The sequence below is a fragment of the Devosia polycyclovorans genome, from assembly GCF_042181575.1.
Classification (GTDB): domain Bacteria; phylum Pseudomonadota; class Alphaproteobacteria; order Rhizobiales; family Devosiaceae; genus Devosia; species Devosia polycyclovorans.
In genome coordinates, this window is record NZ_CP170082.1 from 3,200,530 (window position 1) to 3,222,444 (window position 21,915).

Below are 21,915 nucleotides of genomic sequence, written 5' to 3' on the forward strand. Positions count from 1 at the left end.
CCCGGGCATTCCCAGCCGGGAGGCGCCATCAGTCTCGGGGACCAGTTCATGGCTTTGGTAGAAATTGCCGATCTCAAGGTCAGCTTCCGCCAATATGGCGGCACGATCGAGGCGGTGCGCGGCATCAGCTTTTCGGTCAATGACGGGGAGAGCCTCGGCATTGTGGGGGAAAGCGGCTCGGGCAAGTCGGTGAGTTGCAGCGCCCTGCTCCGCCTATTGCCGGCGACGGCCGAGGTCAGTGCGGCCAAGCTCGAACTCGATGGCATTGATGTGAGCAAGGCGCGCAAGGACGATCTGGCCCGGTTGCGCGGCCGCTCCGCTGCCATGATTTTCCAGGACCCGATGACGGCGTTCGACCCAGTCTTCACCATCGGGCACCAGATCGCCGAGACGATCCAGTCCCATCGCAATGTCTCCAAGCGCGATGCGCTCAAGGAAGCTGAAGACCTGCTACTGCGGGTCGAGATCAAGAACGCCAGCGACGTTCTCAACTATTATCCGCACCAACTTTCGGGCGGCATGCTGCAGCGCGCCATGATTGCCATGGCGCTGTCCTGCCGACCCAAGGTGCTGATTGCCGATGAGCCGACCACCGCGCTCGACGTTACGATCCAGGCGCAGATCCTGCAGCTCATCAAAAAGGTGCAGACCGAATTCGGCATGGCGCTGATCATGATTACCCACGATCTGGGCGTCATCGCCGAAACGGTCGACCGTGTGCTGGTGATGTATCGCGGCGAGGTCATGGAAGAAGGGCCGGTGCAGCAGATCTTCGATGCGCCGCAGCACGCCTATACCAAGCAGCTGTTGGCGAGCCTGCACGCCAGTTTCGAACGGTCCCGCGGCAGCGATAGCGAAACGCCAGCGCTCGAATTGAAAGGCCTGGCCAAGGCTTACCGCATACGCCGGCGGCGCGGGCTGTTTACCGATTTTTCCGACTTCCACGCCGTGCGCGAGGTCAACATCGCCTTACCCAAGAACCGCATCGTGGCCATCGTCGGCGAGAGCGGATCGGGCAAGACCACGACCGGCATGATGGCCATGCGGCTGACCGATATGTCCAAGGGCCAAATCCTCGTCGACGGGCAGGATATCTCCGCCCTTTCGGCAGAGGCTCTCAAGCCCTGGCGCAAGAAGATGCAAATCGTCTTTCAGGACAGCTATTCGGCGCTCGATCCGATGATGACGCTGACCCAGACGATTGCCGAGCCGCTGCATATTCACGGCATTGGCAGCGCCAGGGAGCAGGAAGAGACGGCGCTGGACTGGCTGGAGCGCGTCGGCCTCGACCGCTCTTACGCCAATCGCTATCCGCACGAGCTTTCCGGCGGCCAGCGGCAGCGCGTGGCCATTGCCCGCGCCCTGGTGCTCGAACCCGATGTGCTTGTGGCGGACGAGCCGACCTCGGCACTCGACGTCACGGTCAAGGCGCAGATCATCGGGCTGTTGAAGAAACTTCAGGCCGAGATGGGTCTTTCGATCCTGTTCATCAGCCATGATTTGTCGACGGTAAAGTCCCTCACCGACAGCGTTGTGGTGATGTATCGCGGACGTGTGGTGGAAGAAGCGCCGACCGAGCGGATTTTCTCGGACCCGCAGCACCCCTATACCCGCGCGCTGCTTGATGCGGTTCCGGCAACCAATCCCAAACTCAAGCGCGAGCGCACATTCCTAACTGCCGAGCAGATCGCCGCCCAGACACCGCGCCTGACCACGTTGCAGGCGGGCACCGCCCCGCACAGCGACCCGCAACTTGTCGCCATCGCCCCGGGCCACCGGGTCGAGGCCTATGTGACCAATTGAGGGAGAGGATCTGATGCTCGGCTATATCCTGCGCCGCCTCGTTTCGGTTGCTTTCACCTTCATTGCGGTGTCGATCATCATATTTTTGATGATGCATGCCGTGCCCGGCGGCCCGTTCGACGCCAATGACATGCCGGTCTCGGAAGCCGTTCGGGCCAAACTCATGGCGCAGCTTGGCCTGGATCAGCCGCTTTATGTCCAGTACCTCAAATATATGTGGGGCGTGCTGCATTTCGACTTCGGCGTGCCCTATCAAAGCCCCGGCGAGAGCGTGTTGCAACTGCTCTCCCGCGCCTGGGTGCCAAGCCTGGTGCTTGGTGGACTCGGCGTGCTTATCGGCGCTCCCCTCGGCATCCTGCTGGGCATGGCGGCCGCCCTTAACCGCAATAGCTGGATCGATTATCTGGCTTCCGCCGTTGCCACGATCGGGCTTACCATTCCGGTTTTTGTCACCTCGATGCTGCTCATCCTGGTGTTTGCGGTCTGGCTCAAATGGCTGCCCGCCAGCGGCTGGCCCAATCCGGAACGCTGGATCCTGCCCATCATTGCCTATGCCGCTATCCCCGTGGCCACCTATGCCCGCTACACCCGTTCGGCCATGCTCGACACGATGAGCCGACCATTCGTCACTGTGCTGCGCGCCAAGGGGCTCCCGGAGCGCCGCATCGTGTTCCAGCATGTGCTGCGCAATTCAGCCATTCCATTGGTCACGGTGTTCCTGCCCATGTTCATCGGCACAGCCACCGGCTCGATCTTTGTCGAAGCCATGTTCCGCGTGCCGGGCCTGGGGGCATATTTCGTCTCCTCCATCGAGACGCGGGACTACCCGCTGGAGATGGCGCTGATGCTGATGATCACCTTCATGTACTGCATCGCCTACCTCCTCTCCGACATTGTCTACGCCCTGATCAATCCGCGTATCCGCGTGGGAGGCGCAGAATGACCGATACTATCGCTACGCCAATTGCCGAGACCGCCCCGCCGCGCCAGCGCAGCCCGCTCTGGTTCGCCTGGCAGCGCTTCTTGTCCAACAAGGCGGCTGTCGCCGGCGGCATCGTGATGAGCATTCTCATCCTGATGGCGGTTTTTGCGCCGCTGATCACCCCGGTGCCACCCGAAGCGCAATTGTTCCTCACCCAATCGCTGGCCTTCCCCTCAGCCGAGCACTGGTTCGGTGTCGATAATCTGGGCCGCGATTTTTATACGCGCATCGTTTATGGGGCCCGCGTCTCGCTCTCCATCGGCTTTATCGCCGCCGGCTTCTCGGTGTTGATCGGCATTCCGCTGGGAGCGCTCGCGGGCTATTTCGGCGGCCGGACCGACTGGGTCATCATGCGCATCATTGAATTGTTCTCGGTGGTACCACCGCTTCTGGCAGCCATGCTGCTGGGTACGCTTCTACGCGGCGGCTACATGTCCATTGTTGCCATTGCCGCTCTGTTCGGCTGGGTGCAGGTGTGCCTCCTCGTCCGCGCCCAGGTGAAGGCGTTCCGGGAGAAGGAATTCGTCCGGGCCGCGCAGGCGCTGGGCGCCTCGCCCTGGTACATCATTCGCCGCCACCTCATACCCAATTCGATCAGCCCGATCATTGTCGGGTTCGTGCTGGCCATCCCGCTCGCCATGATGCTTGAAGCCTCGCTCAGCTTCCTGGGCATCGGTGTGCCGCCGCCCACCGCCACCTGGGGCCAGATGATCAATGAGGGCATTAATTTCATGTTCTACTACTGGCACCTGGCTGTCTTCCCGACGGCAGCGCTGGCGATCACCGTGCTCGCCACCTCGCTGTTTGGCGACGGATTGCGCGATGCCCTCGACCCCACCCTGAAAGGCCGCTGAACCGTGTCCGACAATCTCGCCCGGCACTTCCTCCTCCGTGAGGATGTCACCTTCCTCAATCACGGTTCTTTCGGCGCCTGCCCGCGCCCGGTGTTCGAGGCTTATCAGGGCTGGCAGCTCGAACTGGAGCAGGAACCGGTGGAGTTCCTGGGCCGTCGCCTGCACGATCTGCTGCGCGTGCCTCGCGAAGCCCTGGCGGCCGAGCTGGGGTGCAATCCCGATGACATTGTCGGCGTGCCCAATGCCACCAATGGCCTCAACATCGTCGCCCAGTCGCTCGACCTCAAACCCGGCGACCAGATCCTAACCACCGACCACGAATATTCAGCCCTGGAGAAAACCTGGGCTTATGTCTGCCGCAAGACTGGCGCCGAGATCGTGGTGGTCAAAGTCCCCATGCCACTGGTCAGCGAGGCAGCGTTCACCCAGACCATCATCGACGGCATGACGGAGCGGACGAAGGTGCTGTTTCTCACTCACATCACCTCACCGACCGCCCTGCTGTTCCCAATCGAGAATGCCATCGCCGAGGCGCGCAGGCGCGGCATCTGGTCGGTGATCGATGGCGCCCATACGCCGGGCCATATCAAGCTCGATCTCGACGCCATCGGGGCCGACTTCTATGCGGGCAATTGCCACAAATGGATGATGACGCCCAAGGGATCGGCGTTCCTCCACACCCGCCGTGAGATGCAGGGCCTGCTCAACCCGCTGGTCATCAGCCATGGCTGGACCAAGGATTCCAAAGCGCCAGACGCTAAGGGCGCCTTCGGCAATTCTCCCTATATCGACGAGATCGAAATCCGCGGTACGCGCGATCCGGCACCATGGTTGACCGTTCCTGCCGCCATCGCTTTCCGCAAGGAGAATGACTGGTGGGCCATTTCCGAGCATTGCCATGCCCTGGCACAGGATACGGCACGACGCCTTGGCGAGTTGACCGGCCTTGCGCCTCTGAGCAGCGCTGCGTTCTGCGCCCCGCAAATGGTCGCCATGCCCATTCCGGAATGCGACACGCTCGAGGTTCACACGACGCTGTTCGAGAAATACGGCATCGAGATTCCCGTCTTCAATTGGCAGGACACCTGCATCGTGCGCCTGTCGGTGCAGGGCTATAATTCGCGCCCGCAAATGGACCGATTGATCGCGGCACTGACCGAATTGCTGGACCTGCAGGCCCCGCTTGCGGCCTCGCAAGGCTGACAAAGGCGCGAAGTTGTGGTGTGACTGGCTGTCACACGTGGAGGAACGGGCACCCATGAGTCGGGAAAGCGCCCTGAGCTATCTGGAACCGCTGGAAAACCGCACACGTAATGTGGCGGTGCTGGATGCGCTTGCCGAAATGGTCGAGCGCGCCGGCCTCAGGATCGGTGACCGACTGCCGCCCGAAGTGTCGCTGGCGGCCTCGCTCGGCGTGGGGCGATCCACCATAAGGGAGGCGCTCAATCGCTGGGAGGGGCTCGGCATCATTCGCCGGCGCCGCGGTGATGGCACTTATCTTGCTGCCCGCGTTCAGACGTCCCGAGGCCTTGTGCCCACAATGGTGCGGCTTGAGGGCGAAGCGCTGCTGCGACTGCTCGAAATCCGCCGGACACTCGAGAACGACGTGGTTCGCAAGGCCACTGCCCATGCCACGGCCAATCAACGCCGCGAAATCGGCCGTCTATGCGACGGGCTCCTGGCCGATGTGAATAGCGGCCGCCCTTGGCGCAAGGCCGATCATGCCTTCCACAACGCCATCTACGATGCGTCAGGAAATCCGATGTATGGACAGATTCTGACCAATCTGGACCACGCACTTGAGCGGGGCGACATCTCTCCGTTCAACCGCGACGCCTTCGGGCTCGACTCTTTCCCCATTCACCGCGACCTGGCCGACGCCATCATCGCTGAAGATGCAGATCAGGCGGTCGCCGCCATCAACCGTATCCTGGATTCGGTGGAAGACGAAGTCCGCGCCATCATCGCGGATGGCAAGCTGGTCTAGTTCTCCTGCCAGCGCCCTCTTCAAGGCAAGGGCAGGTTCGGCAATGCCCGCAAGAGAGAGCCGTTCATGCTGATTTTCCTGACGCGGGAGCAGCAGGGTGGCGACAGAGCTATACTGTTCGACTAGCGGCGATATCCCGCCAAAATCGCCGCTCTCAAAGCTTCGGCTGTGCTTCTCGCCGCAGTCTCCCGGGCCGCGTTGGCAGATGCCATATCGGTCGGGGTGAGCTTCCCGCCTTGATAGGCGGTGTCGGTGAAACGGGTCGCCTGGAAGAGGGTTTCGCCATCCAGCTCGATCGTCACAATGGCTTCCACCCGAACATTGACCGGCCGCGCCACAGCATAAGCATCTGACATCGAGCCTTGTAGGGTGCTGGAACTGGCCATCACATCCAGCACCGGATCGTCAGGTCCGGCTTCGCCAGGAAAGGAAACCTTGAGGCGATTGAGGATGATCTGTTCAAGATGGCTATCGGGCGAGGCAAAGTTGAACCTGACGTCAGCCATATTCCTGCCAACAGCGTGATCGCCATAGACCGGAGCAAAGCTGGTGCAGCCCGCCAAGGTGCTGGCGAGCAGGGACACGGCGAAGACCGTCCTGGCAATGCTGGCCATCATGGCACGCCTCCTCATCGCAGGAAATTCCCGATCGGCACGGCGCCTGAATAGCCGACGTCGAATCCTGCGGGTGCCAACAGGCGGAAAGTCGCAGTCGCCCGCAGGTCGTTGGGCGAGCTATGCGTTGGTCCGGTGCGCGTAACATTACCCGAAATGACGAGATAGCCGTCGTTGTAGGTCACGCCACCGCCCGCCTGCAGGAAGCTGTTGGCGGTCAGGTCCCAATAGGCATTGGCGCTGGCGCTCCAGTATTCGGCGACCGGCACTGTCGCCTCAACGCCGACTTCGTGCATGTCCTTGATGTTTCCAGTCGAAGGAGTCGCGGCGGCATAGCGATAGTTCAAGGCGCCTGACCATCCATCCTGCCCGTAGTTGACGCCCAGCCCTGCCCTGGCGATGTCGAAGCTGGTCGTGTCAAGCTGGAGCTTGCCGCCGGCCTTGAGTGAACTTGCCAGTGCTCCATACGCGCCCACGACCGCATAGGAGGCCGCATTTTCCAGGCCCGATCCGACGCCGACCTGCTGCGGATTTGCGAGGTCGAAGGCGTTGACACCAGCCAATTGGAAGGACTGGCCACCAACCAGTTCGACAAAACTGCCATCCATCAGGCTGGCCAGATAACGCCCGCCCAGATTGAGCCGCAGCCCGGTCTCCTGCCGGTCGATCCCCGAGAACCTGTTGTAGCTGAACAGGTTGGTATCGTCGAAGACCAAGCTCTGTGAGGTTTCGTTGGTAACGCCGGGGGCGATGCTTGATGCCCCCCGATAAACGATCTGGCCGATTGGCTCGACCAAGTGGGTTACGCCATTGCCATAGGCAGCCAGAGGATAGCGGATGTCGAGTGCGGCAATGGGTGTCGCCCCCAGCAGGGTTTGGGCTGCGGGTGCGCCAGCCAGAGCGCTGCCCCCATCATAGGCGGCTGCGTCCAAACGCAGCCCGACAAAGGGCGTCACGACCGCGCCACCGGCAATCCACTGATTTTGCCAACTCGCCTGCGCCATGGCGTGCACCCGATTGCCCGCATAGCCGTATTCATATGGGATACCGTTGACATTTGTGGCGTAGTCCAGCTTGCGAGTTGTGCCAAGCAAGCGGGCTTCCACATCGATTTGACCAGCGCCGGGCGGAAGGGAAAAGCTGCGTTCAACTCGGATGTTGGGCAGTGCGATACCCTGCTGGTCGCGCACCGAATCCGGGTTTTCGCCCAGCATGTTGAACTGCTGTATACGGGCATCGATATAGGTATCGTCGCTCAGGTGCGTGGCGTAAACCTCGTTTACCCCCGAGCGCCGGGGATCGAGCATATAGTCGGCAAAATAGGCACTGTCGGTGAAGAGCGAATAGGCCGCACCGACCGTCCAGTCCTCCACGGGCCTGAACTCGCCGGCCGCCTGGATGGCGCCGCGCCAATCTGTGTTGGCATCCGCAAAGGTGAAAGCGCTCTTGTCGAACTGATAGAGCCCCGAGGCCTTGATGCTGAACGAACCGTGGTCGAAGCGCTGGATCCATTCAGCCCCCAGCAGAAAGCCCTGACGGCTGAGTAGCGTCGGTGAAAGGATGACGCTGGTGTTGCGGGTTGCGTAAACGGTGAAGGGGACTTCCACCTTCACCCCGGTCTTTTCGCTGAAGCCCAGGCTTGGTTTTGGAATACTGTCCAGAGCCGTATTGCCCAGGTCGGGAAGCCAAAGATAGGGCAACCATGCCACCGGCACGCCGAGCAGGGCTAGGCTAGGCTGCTCAAGAGTGATCGAATTGTCCTCAGCGTTCTGTACAATCCGGGCGGCGCTGATCGACCAGCCAATGGTTTGACCAGAGGGACCGACGCAATCGCCACATGGCGCGTAGCGCGCGTTGATCAGGATGGAATTGAGCACCTGGTCGAATTCGGCATCGTCGGCCGTCACACGCGAGCCATCGCGGCCAGTCAAGGTCATGCTATCCAGCACGACCCGCTTCAGGCCGCCAGTCAGGTTCAGGCGTTCGCTTTGCGACTTATTGCCAGCGGGGTCCACCACCACAACGTTGCCGATGAGTTCCATTTCGCCATTGGCCCGTCGATAGACGAGCCGGTCCCCAGACAAGGTGTAACCGCTGATGCGCAACACCACATCGCCGCGCGCGGTGATTTCATTGCGCACTGAATCGAAAACCAGTTCTTCGGCTTCAACGGCGGTCGGAGCGGACGGATCGATGGGCGCAGAAAAGAAGTCATCGGGCAGAAGGCCCTGGGCAACCGCCACCCCGGTCATGCCGGCCGACAGCAATGCCAGCAAACAGGCCCAGCTCATGATCGCGCGCTTACCGGGCCTCAATATGAGCACCCCTCGCGTCGGATGATTTGATGTCCCGGGTGCCCATGACCGCACTTTGCCAAAATTAAGGATTCGCAACGCCGTCCCAAGCCGATACGCCCGTGGACGACAAACTAGCCATCAATCTAGAGCCGGGCAATGAAGAATGTACAAACTCCATTTGGGTGTGACCGGCCTGCACCAGTTGATGGCGCAGCAGGACCGATGTTCATGTGAGCCTGGATGACAGGCCAAATGATCCGCCATGTCGCAATTCTGTAGTCAAACCAGCCTATGGGCGTGTTCAGTTCATCAAGCAGACAAGCCATGACATTCAGTTCTCTCCCCGGTCCCGCCGCACATGAAGTCCAGGCCCATCGTGGCGCATCGGCCATTGCTCCGGAAAACACTCTTGCCGCCTTCCGGGCCGCCGCCGAAGCCGGTGCCAAATGGGTGGAACTCGACGTAGCACTGAGCGCCGACGGCACGCTTGTGGTCATTCATGACGACAGCGTGGATCGGACCAGCTCTGGCACAGGCTCGCTGGGCGAATTGACGGCGGCCCAGATCGGTGCGCTGGACGCTGGCGCTTGGTTCGATCCCCGCTTTGCCGGCGAACGCATTCCCACCCTGGCCGAAACGATTGCCGCCCTTGGCGAGTTGGGCCTCAGCGCCAATGTGGAAATCAAGCAGCACAAACATCACAAGTCACTGGACCAGCTGGTGCACGCTGTCCAAACCGATATTGCAAAGCGCTCGGCCCAAACCGAGATCATGATATCGAGCTTCGACCCCGAGGCGCTCAACGCGATGCATGCCCTTGAGCCAAACCTGGAGATGGCCATGCTCTGGGGACGGCCGCCCGAGGATTGGGCAGATCAACTCGCCGCCATTCCGGCGGGGACCATTCACATGCACTTCAAGGCCCTTTCCATCGGCATGCTGGAGGAAACGGCCAAGCGCGGCATCAAGGTCAGGGCCTGGACGTGCAACGATCCGGTGCAACTGATATCGTTCTGGGAAGCGGGCCTGACAGGCGTCATTACCGACAATCCCAAGCTCTTCCTTGAGTAGCATTGCCATGATTGGGCATGACTCGCTGTCGGATCGGCAACGCGACATTCTGGCCCTGATCGAGGCGGATGGCGCCCAGTATATCGAGCAACTTGCCGCGCGTTATGCGGTGACCACGCAGACGGTTCGGCGCGACATCAACGCGCTGTGCGATCTGGGCATGGCGCGCCGCTTTCATGGCGGTGTCGATGCGCCTGTGACGGTTCGAAATATCTCGATCAATGCCCGCACCACGCTCAACAGCGCCGCCAAACAGCGTATTGCGCGCCGTATTGCGGCCGAGATCGAGCCTGGCTCAACAGTGTTCATGGGCATTGGCAGTACCGTCCAATTTGTAGCCGAGGCCCTGCGCCATCATAGTGACCTGCGGGTGGTCACCAACAATATCGATGTTGCCCTGTCGCTCTGCGATGCGCCGCAGGTGGAGGTGCATGTGACGCCGGGCCTACTACGTCACAACGACCGGGATGTGGTTGGTTCGGATTCTCTGGCCTATTTCGAGAAGTTCTACGCCACACACGCCGTGATCGGCGCGGGTGCTCTGGATCCGGACAAGGGTATCCTCGACTTCAGCTACGCCGAGGCGCAAACGACAACCACTCTGATCGCCAACTCGCGGGTGCAATATCTGGCCGCAGATGTGACCAAATGGGCACGTGATGCCTCGGTGCGCGTTGCTCCGTTCGGCCGGATCACCGACTTCTTCACCGATCAACTGCCCGATGACGGGCCACCGGCGGCGCTCGCGGCAGCCGGAACCAACGTTGTCATCTGCGGCCCGGACGAGGATTGAGCATCCATGCTGGTTCAGGCCATGACCAGATCGCGATCCAGAGTGCGGATATCGGCAAGTAGCGCCTCTGTTTCCATTTGGTGACACCAATATCTAAGCAAGCGGATGTGCTCGGGCGGCCGCTGCCGGGCGGCCAGAGCAACCATTGGCCTCGTCCGGCCTGTATGAAGGTGGAAGATTTTTGTTCCATTGCGCCCGTATTGGCTGCATGCTGGCCCGGACTTGGGGATGTTCCAATAGGCCGCCCCTGGCGCGCAGGGCGGCGCGCCAGAACATGCAGCAGGCCGACGTCATGCTGCAGAACGTCACGAGGACAGAGACTGCCATTGGCCATCAAGACTACAACACTGATGGAAGTCGCTCGGCTGGCAGGTGTCTCCACAGCCACTGTCAACCGCGTGCTCAAGCAGCAGGGATATATCTCTGAAGAGGCGCGACAGAAGGTTTTGGCCGCCGTTGAGGCCACCAATTACCGGCCCAATGTTGTCGCGCGGGGATTGCGCACACAGCATACCTATACGATCGGCCTGATGCTCACGGCCATCACCGTAAATCCGTTCTTTGTGGGCGTGGCGCACGCTGTGGAGGCCGCGGCCATTGCCGCTGGTTATCGAGTGGTGATCTTCAATCATGGCGGGAGCGCAAGCCATGAGCGGCACGGTGTCGAAACCTTTATCGCGCAACGGGTGGACGCCGTTCTGTTCTGCACGACTGCAAGCCCGGACAATGTCGAGATCGCAACAAATGCCGGCATTCCGGTCATCGAGATGGAACGTTCGCTGACCGAGCTGACCAGGTCAGTCCGGGTGGACAACTATGTCGGAGCCCGCATGGCGGTGGACCATCTGGTCGAGCTCGGGCACAGGCGGATCGCCTTTGTCGGCGGGGATCCAAGTATCTATCCACGCGATCTCACGCGCGGCCGATCGGTGGAGGACGACCGACTTGCGGCCTATCGGGACGGCATGGCCGCCCATGGCCTCAAGCCGATGCCAGGCCATGTCCGGGTCGGCACCTACTACGATCTGGACGCAGACATCTCGGGCGTTGAGGGACAGCAACACGCCGACGCACTCATGGCACTGCCGGACCCGCCGACGGCCATTTTCGCCACCTGCGATATCCTGGCCACCGGGGTACTCCAATCGCTCTACCGCATGGGTAAGCGGGTGCCCAAGGACATCTCGGTGGTCGGGTTTGACGACACGATCGCCGCCTATCTGGCGCCGGAACTGACAACGGTCGCCCAGCCGATGACGGCGCTCGGACGACACGGTTTCGAGATGGCCCTGGCCGCCATCGAGGGCGGCGAAACGGCCAATGAAATAGTTCTGGAAACAAGCCTCGTGATACGTGACTCGACCGGCCCGGCACCTTAGGGTGAGACGATTTGACACACCTTGTGGCGCATGCTAGCAGTCTGCCATGTCAACGATGACATATGTGCCGACGGGAGCTGGCACTCACCCCAAGCGATCAGTCCAAAGGGAGGACTTTCATGCGGCGTTATCTGCTCGCGGCGACAGCAATTGCATCAACGCTGATCACCGCGCCGGCCTTTGCGCAGACGGTTACGTTCTGGCAATTCTCAACCAATCCCAATGATATCGCGGCCTGGGAAGAGATCATTGCGGCCTTCGAGGCCAGCCATGACGGTATTGATGTGGTGATGGAGATTGTGCCCTGGGGGGAGCAACAGCAGCGCCTGGTGACAGCTCTGACGACGGGCGGCCTCCCCGATGTGTCCATGCTGGGCAATAATGTGGTCGCGCAATTCCAGGCAATTGGCGCCCTAGCGCCTCTCGACGATGCATTTGCCGCCTATGATGCCGAGCAAGGTACCGATGTTGCGGCCGATATCTGGCCTGGTGACAGAGGTTACTACCATCTGGGTGGTCAGTGGTGGGCCTCCCCCATCGCGGTGGAAACGCGCGCGCTTTATTTCCGCAAGGATTTGTTCGAGCAGGCAGGCCTTGATCCGGAAGATCCGCCGGAAACTTGGGAAGAGCTCCGTAGCGCGGCAAAGGCCCTGACCGAGAGTTCGCCAGATGGTGTCTATGGCATCGGGCTTTCGACCAGCCTCGATTATTTCACCATCCACAATTTCATGAGCACCTATCTCGGCTACGGTGCTCGCATGCTCGCCGAAGACGGCACTTGCGGATTTGACACGCCCGAATTCCGGGAGGCGCTCGACGTCTATACCGGAATTGCACTGGACGGCTCGACCCATCCCGACGCTGCCAGCATGGATGGCAATTCATTCCAGCGCGGTTTTCTTGATGGCCGCTACGCCATGATCCTGATGCATCCGAGCCTTTATCGCGATCTCGTCACCGAGCAGCCTGAATGGCTCGACCAGGTGGACATTGCCAAGGTGCCCGCCGGGCCTGTCAACCGGTCCGGTTTCCTTGGCGGCTGGCCGCTGGTGATGTGGGACGCGTCGGACGCCAAGGAGGCGGCCGGACAATTCATCATGTTTGCAACCCATGGGGAGGCCTTCAAGGAGCTTGCCGTGGCCGGTGGCTTCATTCCGGGCAGCATCTCGCTGGCTCAGGACGAACCCTGGACAGAGTTCCCCTATCCGCTCTTTGTCGAGCAGTTGCAGGATGCACGGCCCTACCAATACCCAAGCGAAGCGATTGCGCAGATGGGCCAGCTTGAAGTGGACACCATTCAAAAAGCGGTTCAAGCCGTTGCCCTTGGCCAGAAAGGTATTGACCAGGCGGTGAGCGATCTGTGCACCGACATCAACACTGTTCTTGCTCGCTAGGGGCGATCCCCGGACGGTATTGACCTCCTCCGTCCGGGGCTTTTTCTTTCTCACCAAAGACCGGTTGATGTCCACGCCCATGCAAGAGCGCCAGCCCCAAGTCATAGGTAAGGCAAGCCTGCCCTATGCGCTTGTGGGCCCGGCCATTGTGGTGGCTCTGGCTATTGCCGTTCTGCCGCTGCTTTACGCATTGTGGCTGTCTTTCCAGGACTGGTATTTGCTGCGCAACCCGCAGCCGGTCTGGGGCGGCCTGGTCAATTTCCAGGCCCTGCTGACCGATGGGGCGCTATGGCGCGCCTTCTGGCGGACCTGGGTCTGGACCCTGGGGACGGTCGCGGTGGAAATTGCGCTAGCCTTGCCTTTGGCGCTCTTGCTCAACCGCGACACAATCGTGGCACGCACGGCCTCGGCCCTGATCCTCTTGCCTTGGGTGATGCCGTTCATCGTGCTCGGTTACGGCTGGCGGTTCCTGCTCGACAGCGAAGTGGGTGCGCTGCATGCACTGCTGCAGGTCGTGGGCATTGCCGGCAACAGCTCCATACTCAACGACCCCAATCTGGCGCTGGCCGTGATCACCTTCATCGCGGGCTGGAAGGGCATGCCCTTCATGGTGCTGGCGCTGCTGGCGGCGCTGAAGTCAATTCCAGACGAGCTCTACGAAGCGGCCGCGATTGACGGCGCGAGTGCCTGGCAGCGTTTCAGAAGCATCACCCTGCCCTCAATCCAGAACACAATGCTGATCGTCGGCCTGGTACTGGGCATCTTGGCCTTTTACAGCTTCGACCTGCCCTGGATCATGGCGCGTGGCGGTCCGCAGGACGCCACGACCATTCTGGGCATTACCATGTTCAAAGCGGTATTCACCGACCTTCGGCCCGCTTATGCCGCGGCGATCAGCGTGGTCATGTTGGTCATTCTGGCCGGGGTGTCCTTTTGCGTGCTGCAGTTGCGGAGGCGCGAGTGAACGCTGACCGCAAGCGGCCTGTCGACGTGGCGCTGGACATTCTGACAGTCCTGCTGCTCGGACTGATCCTACTGCCCATCATCTGGGTGTTCATCGCCTCGATCCGTCCGGATGCAGACATCATGTCGCGCAGCCCCTTTCCGAGCCAGGTGACTTTCGATCACTTCAGGGAGATATTTGCCCGCGCGGACTTCATGATCGCGCTGCGCAACAGCCTGATCGTCGGAGGGGCGGTGGCCGTCTGTACGATCGTGATCGCCGTTCCGGCGGCATATTCACTCAGCCGCTTCACCTATCGCGGGCGGGATTTCATCGGCTTCCTGATATTGGCGACACAGATGTTGCCCGCCGTCGCGGTGCTGGTGCCACTGGTCGTCATCATTCGGTCTCTGGGGCTGGCCAACACGCTGACGGCGCTCACCTTCACGCATCTGGCCCTGGGTCTGCCGATCGCGGTGTGGATGCTCAAGGGTTACATTGATGCGGTGCCGCGAGAACTCGAGGAGGCAGCGGTCATCGACGGGTCGTCCCAACTGGGCGCGATGATCCGCATTACCCTGCCACTGATCCGGCCAGCGGTGATCGCCGTAGGTACCTTTGCATTCGTCCTGTCCTGGGGTGAGTTTCTTCTGGCTTTGGCCCTGATCACAAGCGCCGAAGTCAAGACGCTACCCCTGGCCTTGCAGACCCTGTTCGATCCCTACTCGTTCAGTTGGGGGGTCGTCATGGCCGGGGGCGTCGTGATTGCAGCGCCTGCAGTGCTGCTGTTTCTGTTGTTCCGCAATCAACTTGTCGGCGGGTTGACCTCTGGGGGCATCAAAGGGTGACAAAATTGTCGTTGATGACTCAATCGCTCTATTTCACAGGGCCACGCGCGGTAGACGTGCGCGACGAGCCTCTTGCGGAGCCAGGTCCGGGCGAGGTGATGCTTGAACTCCTGGTTTCCGGCATCAGCGCCGGCACCGAACTCAATGTCTTCCGCGGCCTTGCACCGCAATGGCGACAGGCGATGGACACGAGAACTCGCCTGTTCTCGGATGCACATGGCTCTGACTGGCACTGGCCAGCTCGCTACGGCTATTCGGCGGTCGGTCAGGTCGCGATCCTCGGTGAGGGCGTCACTCACGTCGGGCTGGGCGACCTGGTCTTTGCCTATGTGCCGCATGGGCGCCACGCCATCGTCAATGCCGACGCCGTGGTCCCGCTTGGAGCGATCACAGACCCCGAAATCGGCGTCTTCTTCGCCAATCTCAACACCGCGTATAACGGCTTGCTCGACGCCAATATTGCGATGGGGTCAGACGTCGTCGTCAGTGGGCTTGGTGTCATCGGCCAGATGGTCACCCGACTGCTGGTTCGGAACGGCGCGCGCCAGATCATCGCGATCGACGGCATCGAAAAAAGACGGCAAGCCGCGCTTGCAGGCGGAGCGACGGCGGTCCTTGATCCGACAGTGGGCGGATGTGCGGAAAGAATACGCAACCTCACCGGCGGTCGCGGCGCAGACACCGTCATCGAAGTATCCGGCGCGGCACCGGCTCTCAACGAGGCCATCCGCATCGCCGGTTTCAACGGCACGGTCGTTGCAATGTCCTGGTATGGGGGGAGTTTTGAGAGCCTCAACCTGTCAGGCGAATTCCACCACAATCGCCCACGGATCATTTCCTCTCAGGTGGGCAGCGTGAACCCGTTCCTGGGCCCGTTGTGGTCGGTCGCGCGACGCAGCAGCATCGCGCTCGAATACCTCTCCGGCATGGGACTTGGGCTCAAGGGCATGATCACGCACCGGGTGCCGCTGGGCGAAGCGCAACGCGGCTACAGCCTGCTCGACCAGGGTTCACCCGAGGTTTTGCAGGTTTTGATCGACTATCGCTGAATTTAACCAGATGGGCCAAAATGAAACTCTCCGCCTGCATTGAGTGGCTGTTTGCCGAAGCCAGTCCCGATTTCGCCAACCGCATTCGCCTGGCCAAGGCCGCAGGCCTGGACGCCGTTGAATTCTGGTTTTGGTCCAACAAGGACCTGGACGCCATTGATGCAGCGCTCAAGGAAACCGGGATGATCCTGAGCGGCTTCGTTGCCGAGCCGATGATCGCGCTGACCGATCCGGCCAACCACGCTGCCTTTCTTGCCGGACTCGCAACGTCCATGCGGACCGCGCAACGTCTGGGAGCAAAAGTGCTGATTGCCCAGGCCGGTGACGACCTTCCAGGACGCACCCGCGAAGAACAGCACAAGGCGTTGGTCGATGGCCTGCGCGCCGCCGCGGAGGTGCTGGAAGGCAGCGGGGTCCGGCTGGGTGTCGAACCGCTCAATACCCTCATCGATCATCCGGGCTACTACCTATCTTCGACCCGAGAGGCACTCAATGTCGTGGACGAGGTCGGGCGCCCTGAAATCGGCATCGTCTATGACCTCTATCATTCCTACGTCATGGGCGAGCACATCGAAGATGTCCTCAAGCAGAGGGTGTCGCGTGTCATCCACGCCCATGTCGCCGATCATCCCGGCCGCAACGATCCGGGACTGGGCGAAATCGACCTCGGAGCACGGATCGCATGGCTCTATGAGAACGGCTATACGGGCTCGATCGGGCTTGAGTACCGTCCCCAGGGCGACACTGCCGCTGCCCTGGAGCGAGTCCGCACCGCGCTAAGCGTAGCTGCCTGACTTCCGGGCGGGCTGCCCGTCAGATGGCGCGTTCGGTTTCCGGGTTGAAGACGTGCACACGGCTCGGGGCAATGGAAAGGCCGACTGTTTCGCCGGCCCGGATATCACTCCGCCCGGTGATCACAACGGTCATTTCCGGGTCGCCCCCGGTCGTCAGATAGGTGAGCGAGCCGGTGGATTCCACGACCGCCACCGGCAAGGTGATCTGCGCAGCACCAGCGGGCCCAACCTCGACATGCTCGGGCCGCAGCCCCACGGTGACTTTGCGACCCGGCTCGAGACTGCGCCCGATCGGCAGGGCACCTGATCCATCCAGATCAAGCGCGATGCTTTGACCGTCGGCGGCAACGGTACCGGAGATGAAGTTCATCGCAGGCGACCCGATGAACCCACCGACAAATCGGGTGGCAGGGCGATCGTAGAGTTCGAGGGGGCTGCCCTGCTGCTCGATGACGCCGTCGCGCATGACCACGACATGGTCGGCCATGGTCATGGCTTCGATCTGGTCGTGCGTGACATAGACCGAGGTTGCTCCCAGGCGATCGTGCAGGGCGCGGATTTCCTTGCGCATATGCACACGCAGCGCCGCATCCAGATTGGACAGGGGCTCGTCAAACAAAAATGCCTTGGGATGGCGGATGATGGCGCGGCCCATGGCGACACGCTGGCGCTGTCCGCCGGAGAGTTCCCGCGGATAACGATGCATCAATTGCTGCAGGCCGATGGTCGTTGCCACTTCGTCAGCTGCTCTTTTTGCCTCCGCCTTGGACACGCGCTTGAGACGCAGTGAATAGGTCAGGTTCTGCTCTACCGTCATATGCGGATAGAGCGCATAGGACTGGAACACCATGGCCACGTCGCGCTTGCGCGGAGGTACGCCATTCATCAGTTCGCCGGCGATCTTCATGGTGCCGCCGGATATGCTCTCGAGCCCGGCCAGCGAACGCAGCAGGGTGGATTTGCCGCAGCCTGATGGACCGACCAGAGCGACGAACTGCCCCTTGGGAATGATAAGGTTGATATTCTTGAGCGCGTGAAAATTGCCATAGTGCTTGTCGATGCCAACAAGTTCGATCTGCGGTTCTGCGCTCATTTGAGGGCTCCCGAGGTTAGGCCGGCAACAATCCGGCGCTGCAGGATGACGAAAGCGGCCAGGATCGGCGTCACGTAAATCGTGGCGTAGGCCATGATATTGTTCCACTCGGTCGTATTGGGACCCATGAAGGCATTCAGCCCCACCGAAGCCGGCTGCAATTCGACGGCCGGAATCATCGACTTGGAATAGACGAACTCGCCGAAGGCCTGCATGAAGATCAGTATCGCCGAGACCAGAATGCCATTGCGGGCCAGCGGCAGGACGATGGACCAGAAGGCCCCTGCCCGCGAATTGCCGTCGACCAAGGCGGCCTCTTCGAGTTCCGTGGGCACACTCATAAAGCTGGCCCGGACGAGTACCACGAAAAACGGCATGGCTTTGGCGGTAATGGCCAGCACCACTGCCAGTTGCGGATGGTTGAGCAAGCCCAGTTGAGCAAAACCCACAAAGATGGGCGTGATCATCAAAGAGGCCGGGAGTACCTGCAGCATGAGCACCAGGAACAAAGCCACATCGATCCAAAAATTGCGGTAGCGGGCCAGCACATAGGCGCATCCAGTTCCCAAGACGGCCGTCAGCACCATAGTTCCGGACGCGATGACCACCGAATTCCAGAGGAAACGGCCCATGCCCCGCAATTCCCAGACATAGCCGAAGACGCCCCATTGTGGATTGGCAGGCGCGAGGCCTGGGGGCGTGGCAAAAATTTCCGACCCCGTCTTGAGGCTGGTGACATACATCCAATAGAGCGGAAACAGATAGAGAGCGGCCAGCAACAGGGCCACAAGCAGAAGCAGGCGTTGGGTCCAGGTCTGGTTCATCCCCTCACCTCGTGACGGGTTGAGCGCACATAAATGACGGAAGCGATCATCACCACCGCAATCATGACCACGGAAATCGTTGAGCCCTTGGCAAAGTCATATTGTCGGAAGGACTGCTCCCACGCCCAGTACTGGGCAACATTGGAGGAATTGGCCGGGCCGCCCGATGTGATCGCGGCAAAGAGGTCGAACTGCTGCAAGGTGAAAATCAGCCCAAGTGAGATCACCGCACCGATCGTAGCGCGCATCATCGGCAGGGTGATCGTCCAGAAGCGCTGCCAGCCATTGGCACCGTCAAGCTGGGCGGCCTCATAGAGATCGCGGGGAATACCGGCCAGACCCACGGCAAGCAGGATCATATTGAAGGCTGTGCCAAGCCAGATATTGGCAATGATCACCGCCCAGAGCGACCAATTGGTATCTGATCGCCAGAAGATGTTGTCGGAGATGATGCCAATCGACTTCAGCACGTAGTTGAGGACGCCGAAATCGCCAGCAAGGATCCAGTTCCAAATGGCGCCCACCACCAGGCCCGGCATGACCCAGGAGGCCAGGAAAAGCCCGCGGATATAGGATGCACCGGGAAAATTCTGCGTGAAGAATAAAGCCAGCCCAAAGCCCAGGACGAATTGTCCGGCTATCGAACAGACCACAAACACGGCCGTATTGCGCAAGATCGGCCAAGTCTCGGGAGCACTAAACACGGCGACGTAGTTCTTGAAGCCGACCCAGGGGCGCGCAAACGTGCCCAGACTGAACATGTCGACTTCCTGGAAACTCATCACCACGTTGTAGATGAGTGGCAGGCCGGAAAGCGCAATCAGGAACAAAAGCGGCACCGCAACGAGCACGATGTCGAAACCTTTGCCGTCGCGCAGGCTGGATAGCAGTCGGTTCAACGCATCCTCCCCTTGGAAGAGCAAGAAGATGCTGCCCGGTTGCCCGGGCAGCCAGTGGTCGGGAGGAGTTTACTGCCCCAGGATACCGTCAATAGTGGCGGCAGCCTGGTCGAGTGCAGCTTGCGGTGTCGCCTGGCCGGTCAGGGCTTGCTGGATAGCATCCTGAATGGCCTTGGAGATTTTGGGCCATTCGGGGTGCGGGCCGCGCGCCTGGGCGTATTGCAGCTGCTCGAGGAAGACCTGGAGGGCAGCATCTTTGAGCGCGACGCCGGTCTCGGGTATTTCCACGTCAGAACGCGCGGGCAACTGACCGAATTCAGGGAACAGGCGATCATCCTGGCTGGCGAAGTATTCAAGAGCCTTGAAAGCCTCGTCGGGGTGCTGGGTCGAGGCGAAGATGGCCCAGTTGAAGTCGCCCATAGCCGAGGAGCGGGCGCCACCTTCGGTCTCGGTGGGCAGCAAGGCCACGCCCCAGTCGAACTGGGCTTCCTCAAGCATGCGGTTGAGTTCCCAGGGACCGGAGATTACCTGTGCGGCATTGCCCGAGTTGAACGTGCCCGTGGAATCCCATTGGCCGCGCGTCAGCGTATCGGGAGAGGCCAGTTTCTCATCCATGATGGTCTTCCAGACCTCGAGAGCCTTCACCGCGCCAGGGGCGTTGATGTTGTCATAGCCTCCGCCGCCCATCTGGGCCCAGGGCAGGAACTGGAACGTGCCCTCTTCACTGGCCTTGGCCGAGAAGGCCAGGCCATAAACGTTGTTGGCCGGATCATTGAGCTGGCGCGAGACCTCAACAAGCTCATCCCAGGTCTTGGGGGGCTCGGTGATGCCGGCCTTGGCGTAGAGATCCTTGTTGTAATAGAGCGCGATCGTGTTGGTGGCCTTGGGCACGCCGTAAAGCTTGCCATCCCAGGTGACGGAGTTCAGCGGACCGGGGAAGTAGTTGGCCGGATCGATGACGTCGGAATTGGCAACCCTGTCGGTGATATCGAGGAAGGCGCCGCGTGCTGCGAACAGGGCATGTTCGGGATTGTCGACGGCGATGATGTCAGGCGCCTGGCCGGTGGCAAAGGCGCGCATGGCCTCGCTCACCACGTCGTCGAACTGGATTTCGCGATATTCCACCTTGATGCCCGGTTCCAGCTCGTCGAACTCGCGGGCAAGGTTCAGCGCGGGCTGATTGGCGTCGTCGAGCGACCAGATCGTGATGGTCACCTCGTCCTGCGCCATGGCCGAGCCCAGAGACAGCAGCGAAGTGGTGGCCAGGGCAACGGCGCCCAACAGGCCGAAACGGATAGTCATGGTTCTCTCCTCCCATTGATGGCGGGCCCATCGCCCGCCGTTCGCATCCCTGCCCGCTCTCCTCCGAGCGAGGCAGAGAAACCAGTCACTCGCGGTTGTCGACGAAATCGCCGCCGCGACACTCTTTCAGGTGATTGAGCGCACGCACCTGCCCGGTCATCTCCAAGGCATCGCGATAGACCGGGTCGTGCCAGCCTTCGATGTCGATGGAACCGGACCAGCCGGCCAGGCGCAGCTCGGAAATAATGTCCGTCCAATTGCTGTCGCCGAAACCCGGCGTGCGCATGAAGACGAAGGGGTGCTTGCCAAAGATGCCGTGCTCGCGGATCACGTCCCAACGGATAGTGGCGTCCTTGCCGTGCACGTGGAAAATCTTGGGCGCCCATTTGCGGATCTGCGGCAGCGGGTCGATCAGATAGACCATCTGGTGGCAGGGTTCCCATTCGAGCCCGATATTGTCGTCCGGGGTCTCGTTGAACATCAGTTCCCAGGCGTCGGGATTGTGGGCGATGTTCCAGTCGCCCGTCTGCCAGTCCCCGTCCATGGCGCAGTTCTCAAAGGCGATCTTCACACCCTTGTCGGCGGCGCGCTTGGCCAGTTCAGACCAGACTTGCCTGTACTTTGGCAGGCTGTCGGTCAGGGGCTTGTTGCGGATGCGTCCGGTGAAACCGGCAACGCAGGTGGCGCCGAAATGGTGGGCATTGTCGATACAATCCTTCCAGCCCTGCAGGGTCTGGCGATCCATTTCCTCGTCTTCCAGCGGATTGCCGAACATGCCGATGGTGGACATGGTGATGTCGCGATCTCCGATCGCATCCCTGCAGCGTTTGCCCAGCTCGGCAATGTCCTGGCCGTTGGTGGTCTGCCAGAAGAAGGGCTCAAAGCTCTCAAAGCCCAGGTCGGCAATTTCGCCGATGCGCTCGGCGGCCTTGCCGGCCGATGCGGAAACCATGGTGCCGATGCGAATGGATTTTGCTGGATCGCTCACT

At 61.0% G+C, this 21,915-nt stretch carries 20 protein-coding genes; 13 read left to right on the forward strand and 7 right to left on the reverse strand.

Annotated features, from left to right (window positions below; all coding sequences use genetic code 11):
• The first annotated feature begins 48 nt into the window (after positions 1-48).
• The 5 genes from ACE4RL_RS15955 to ACE4RL_RS15975 are packed head-to-tail and all read left to right on the forward strand — an operon-like array spanning position 49 to position 5,626.
• Entirely contained in the window at positions 49-1,803 is a 1,755-nt protein-coding gene (locus ACE4RL_RS15955; RefSeq protein WP_375598090.1) for a dipeptide ABC transporter ATP-binding protein, read from the forward strand.
• A 13-nt stretch (positions 1,804-1,816) separates the two neighbouring features.
• A complete protein-coding gene (locus ACE4RL_RS15960; RefSeq protein ID WP_375598091.1) occupies positions 1,817-2,746 on the forward strand; it encodes an ABC transporter permease in 930 nt (309 codons plus the stop codon).
• Positions 2,743-3,639: an ABC transporter permease gene (locus ACE4RL_RS15965; protein WP_375598092.1), complete on the forward strand. Its 897-nt coding sequence runs from the start codon at positions 2,743-2,745 to the stop codon at positions 3,637-3,639. The genes ACE4RL_RS15960 and ACE4RL_RS15965 overlap by 4 nt, the downstream gene beginning before the upstream one ends.
• A 3-nt stretch (positions 3,640-3,642) precedes the next feature.
• Complete coding sequence (locus ACE4RL_RS15970; RefSeq protein WP_375598093.1) at positions 3,643-4,842, forward strand: aminotransferase class V-fold PLP-dependent enzyme; 1,200 nt, start codon at positions 3,643-3,645, stop codon at positions 4,840-4,842.
• Positions 4,843-4,897: 55 nt separating this feature from the next.
• Positions 4,898-5,626 carry a FadR/GntR family transcriptional regulator gene (locus ACE4RL_RS15975; RefSeq protein ID WP_375598094.1) on the forward strand — a complete coding sequence of 243 codons (729 nt, stop codon included), beginning with the start codon at positions 4,898-4,900 and terminating at the stop codon, positions 5,624-5,626.
• A gap of 122 nt (positions 5,627-5,748) precedes the next feature.
• Here the strand turns inward: ACE4RL_RS15975 and ACE4RL_RS15980 are convergent, their stop codons facing one another.
• Complete coding sequence (locus ACE4RL_RS15980; RefSeq protein WP_375598095.1) at positions 5,749-6,243, reverse strand: hypothetical protein; 495 nt, start codon at positions 6,241-6,243, stop codon at positions 5,749-5,751.
• A gap of 11 nt (positions 6,244-6,254) precedes the next feature.
• Positions 6,255-8,531, reverse strand: coding sequence for an LPS-assembly protein LptD (locus ACE4RL_RS15985; protein ID WP_375598096.1), 2,277 nt, complete (start codon positions 8,529-8,531; stop codon positions 6,255-6,257).
• Between the two features lie 330 nt (positions 8,532-8,861).
• Here ACE4RL_RS15985 and ACE4RL_RS15990 point away from each other — a divergent pair, with 330 nt between their 5' ends.
• The 8 genes from ACE4RL_RS15990 (at position 8,862) to ACE4RL_RS16025 (ending at position 16,808) form a co-directional block, all read left to right on the forward strand.
• The gene (locus tag ACE4RL_RS15990) at positions 8,862-9,608 is read left to right on the forward strand and encodes a glycerophosphodiester phosphodiesterase family protein (RefSeq protein WP_375598097.1); all 747 of its coding nucleotides are present in this window, start codon (positions 8,862-8,864) and stop codon (positions 9,606-9,608) included.
• 7 nt (positions 9,609-9,615) lie between these two features.
• Positions 9,616-10,401 carry a DeoR/GlpR family DNA-binding transcription regulator gene (locus ACE4RL_RS15995; protein ID WP_375598098.1) on the forward strand — a complete coding sequence of 262 codons (786 nt, stop codon included), beginning with the start codon at positions 9,616-9,618 and terminating at the stop codon, positions 10,399-10,401.
• 326 nt (positions 10,402-10,727) lie between these two features.
• The gene (locus ACE4RL_RS16000; protein WP_375598099.1) at positions 10,728-11,780 is read left to right on the forward strand and encodes a LacI family DNA-binding transcriptional regulator; all 1,053 of its coding nucleotides are present in this window, start codon (positions 10,728-10,730) and stop codon (positions 11,778-11,780) included.
• A 119-nt stretch (positions 11,781-11,899) separates the two neighbouring features.
• Positions 11,900-13,174 (forward strand): ABC transporter substrate-binding protein, encoded by a 1,275-nt coding sequence (locus ACE4RL_RS16005; RefSeq protein WP_375598100.1) that lies wholly within the window; start codon positions 11,900-11,902, stop codon positions 13,172-13,174.
• A 67-nt stretch (positions 13,175-13,241) separates the two neighbouring features.
• Positions 13,242-14,138, forward strand: a complete 897-nt coding sequence (locus tag ACE4RL_RS16010; RefSeq protein WP_375598101.1) for a carbohydrate ABC transporter permease — start codon at positions 13,242-13,244, stop codon at positions 14,136-14,138.
• The gene (locus tag ACE4RL_RS16015) at positions 14,135-14,965 is read left to right on the forward strand and encodes a carbohydrate ABC transporter permease (protein ID WP_375598102.1); all 831 of its coding nucleotides are present in this window, start codon (positions 14,135-14,137) and stop codon (positions 14,963-14,965) included. Before ACE4RL_RS16010 ends, ACE4RL_RS16015 begins: the two co-directional genes overlap by 4 nt.
• A 14-nt stretch (positions 14,966-14,979) precedes the next feature.
• Positions 14,980-16,014 carry a zinc-binding dehydrogenase gene (locus ACE4RL_RS16020; protein ID WP_375598103.1) on the forward strand — a complete coding sequence of 345 codons (1,035 nt, stop codon included), beginning with the start codon at positions 14,980-14,982 and terminating at the stop codon, positions 16,012-16,014.
• A gap of 20 nt (positions 16,015-16,034) precedes the next feature.
• A complete protein-coding gene (locus tag ACE4RL_RS16025; RefSeq protein WP_375598104.1) occupies positions 16,035-16,808 on the forward strand; it encodes a hydroxypyruvate isomerase family protein in 774 nt (257 codons plus the stop codon).
• Positions 16,809-16,827: 19 nt separating this feature from the next.
• Here ACE4RL_RS16025 and ACE4RL_RS16030 read toward each other — a convergent pair whose 3' ends face one another.
• The 5 genes from ACE4RL_RS16030 to ACE4RL_RS16050 all read right to left on the reverse strand — a co-directional run bounded on the left by ACE4RL_RS16030 (position 16,828) and on the right by ACE4RL_RS16050 (position 21,914).
• Positions 16,828-17,901, reverse strand: a complete 1,074-nt coding sequence (locus ACE4RL_RS16030; protein WP_375598105.1) for an ABC transporter ATP-binding protein — start codon at positions 17,899-17,901, stop codon at positions 16,828-16,830.
• Positions 17,898-18,725 (reverse strand): carbohydrate ABC transporter permease, encoded by an 828-nt coding sequence (locus tag ACE4RL_RS16035; protein ID WP_375598106.1) that lies wholly within the window; start codon positions 18,723-18,725, stop codon positions 17,898-17,900. Before ACE4RL_RS16035 ends, ACE4RL_RS16030 begins: the two co-directional genes overlap by 4 nt.
• On the reverse strand, positions 18,722-19,624 hold the full coding sequence (locus ACE4RL_RS16040) for a carbohydrate ABC transporter permease (RefSeq protein WP_375598107.1): 903 nt from the start codon (positions 19,622-19,624) through the stop codon (positions 18,722-18,724). Before ACE4RL_RS16040 ends, ACE4RL_RS16035 begins: the two co-directional genes overlap by 4 nt.
• Before the next feature lie 69 nt (positions 19,625-19,693).
• On the reverse strand, positions 19,694-20,926 hold the full coding sequence (locus tag ACE4RL_RS16045) for an ABC transporter substrate-binding protein (RefSeq protein ID WP_375598108.1): 1,233 nt from the start codon (positions 20,924-20,926) through the stop codon (positions 19,694-19,696).
• A gap of 85 nt (positions 20,927-21,011) precedes the next feature.
• The gene (locus ACE4RL_RS16050) at positions 21,012-21,914 is read right to left on the reverse strand and encodes a sugar phosphate isomerase/epimerase family protein (RefSeq protein ID WP_375598109.1); all 903 of its coding nucleotides are present in this window, start codon (positions 21,912-21,914) and stop codon (positions 21,012-21,014) included.
• Position 21,915 lies beyond the last annotated feature (1 nt).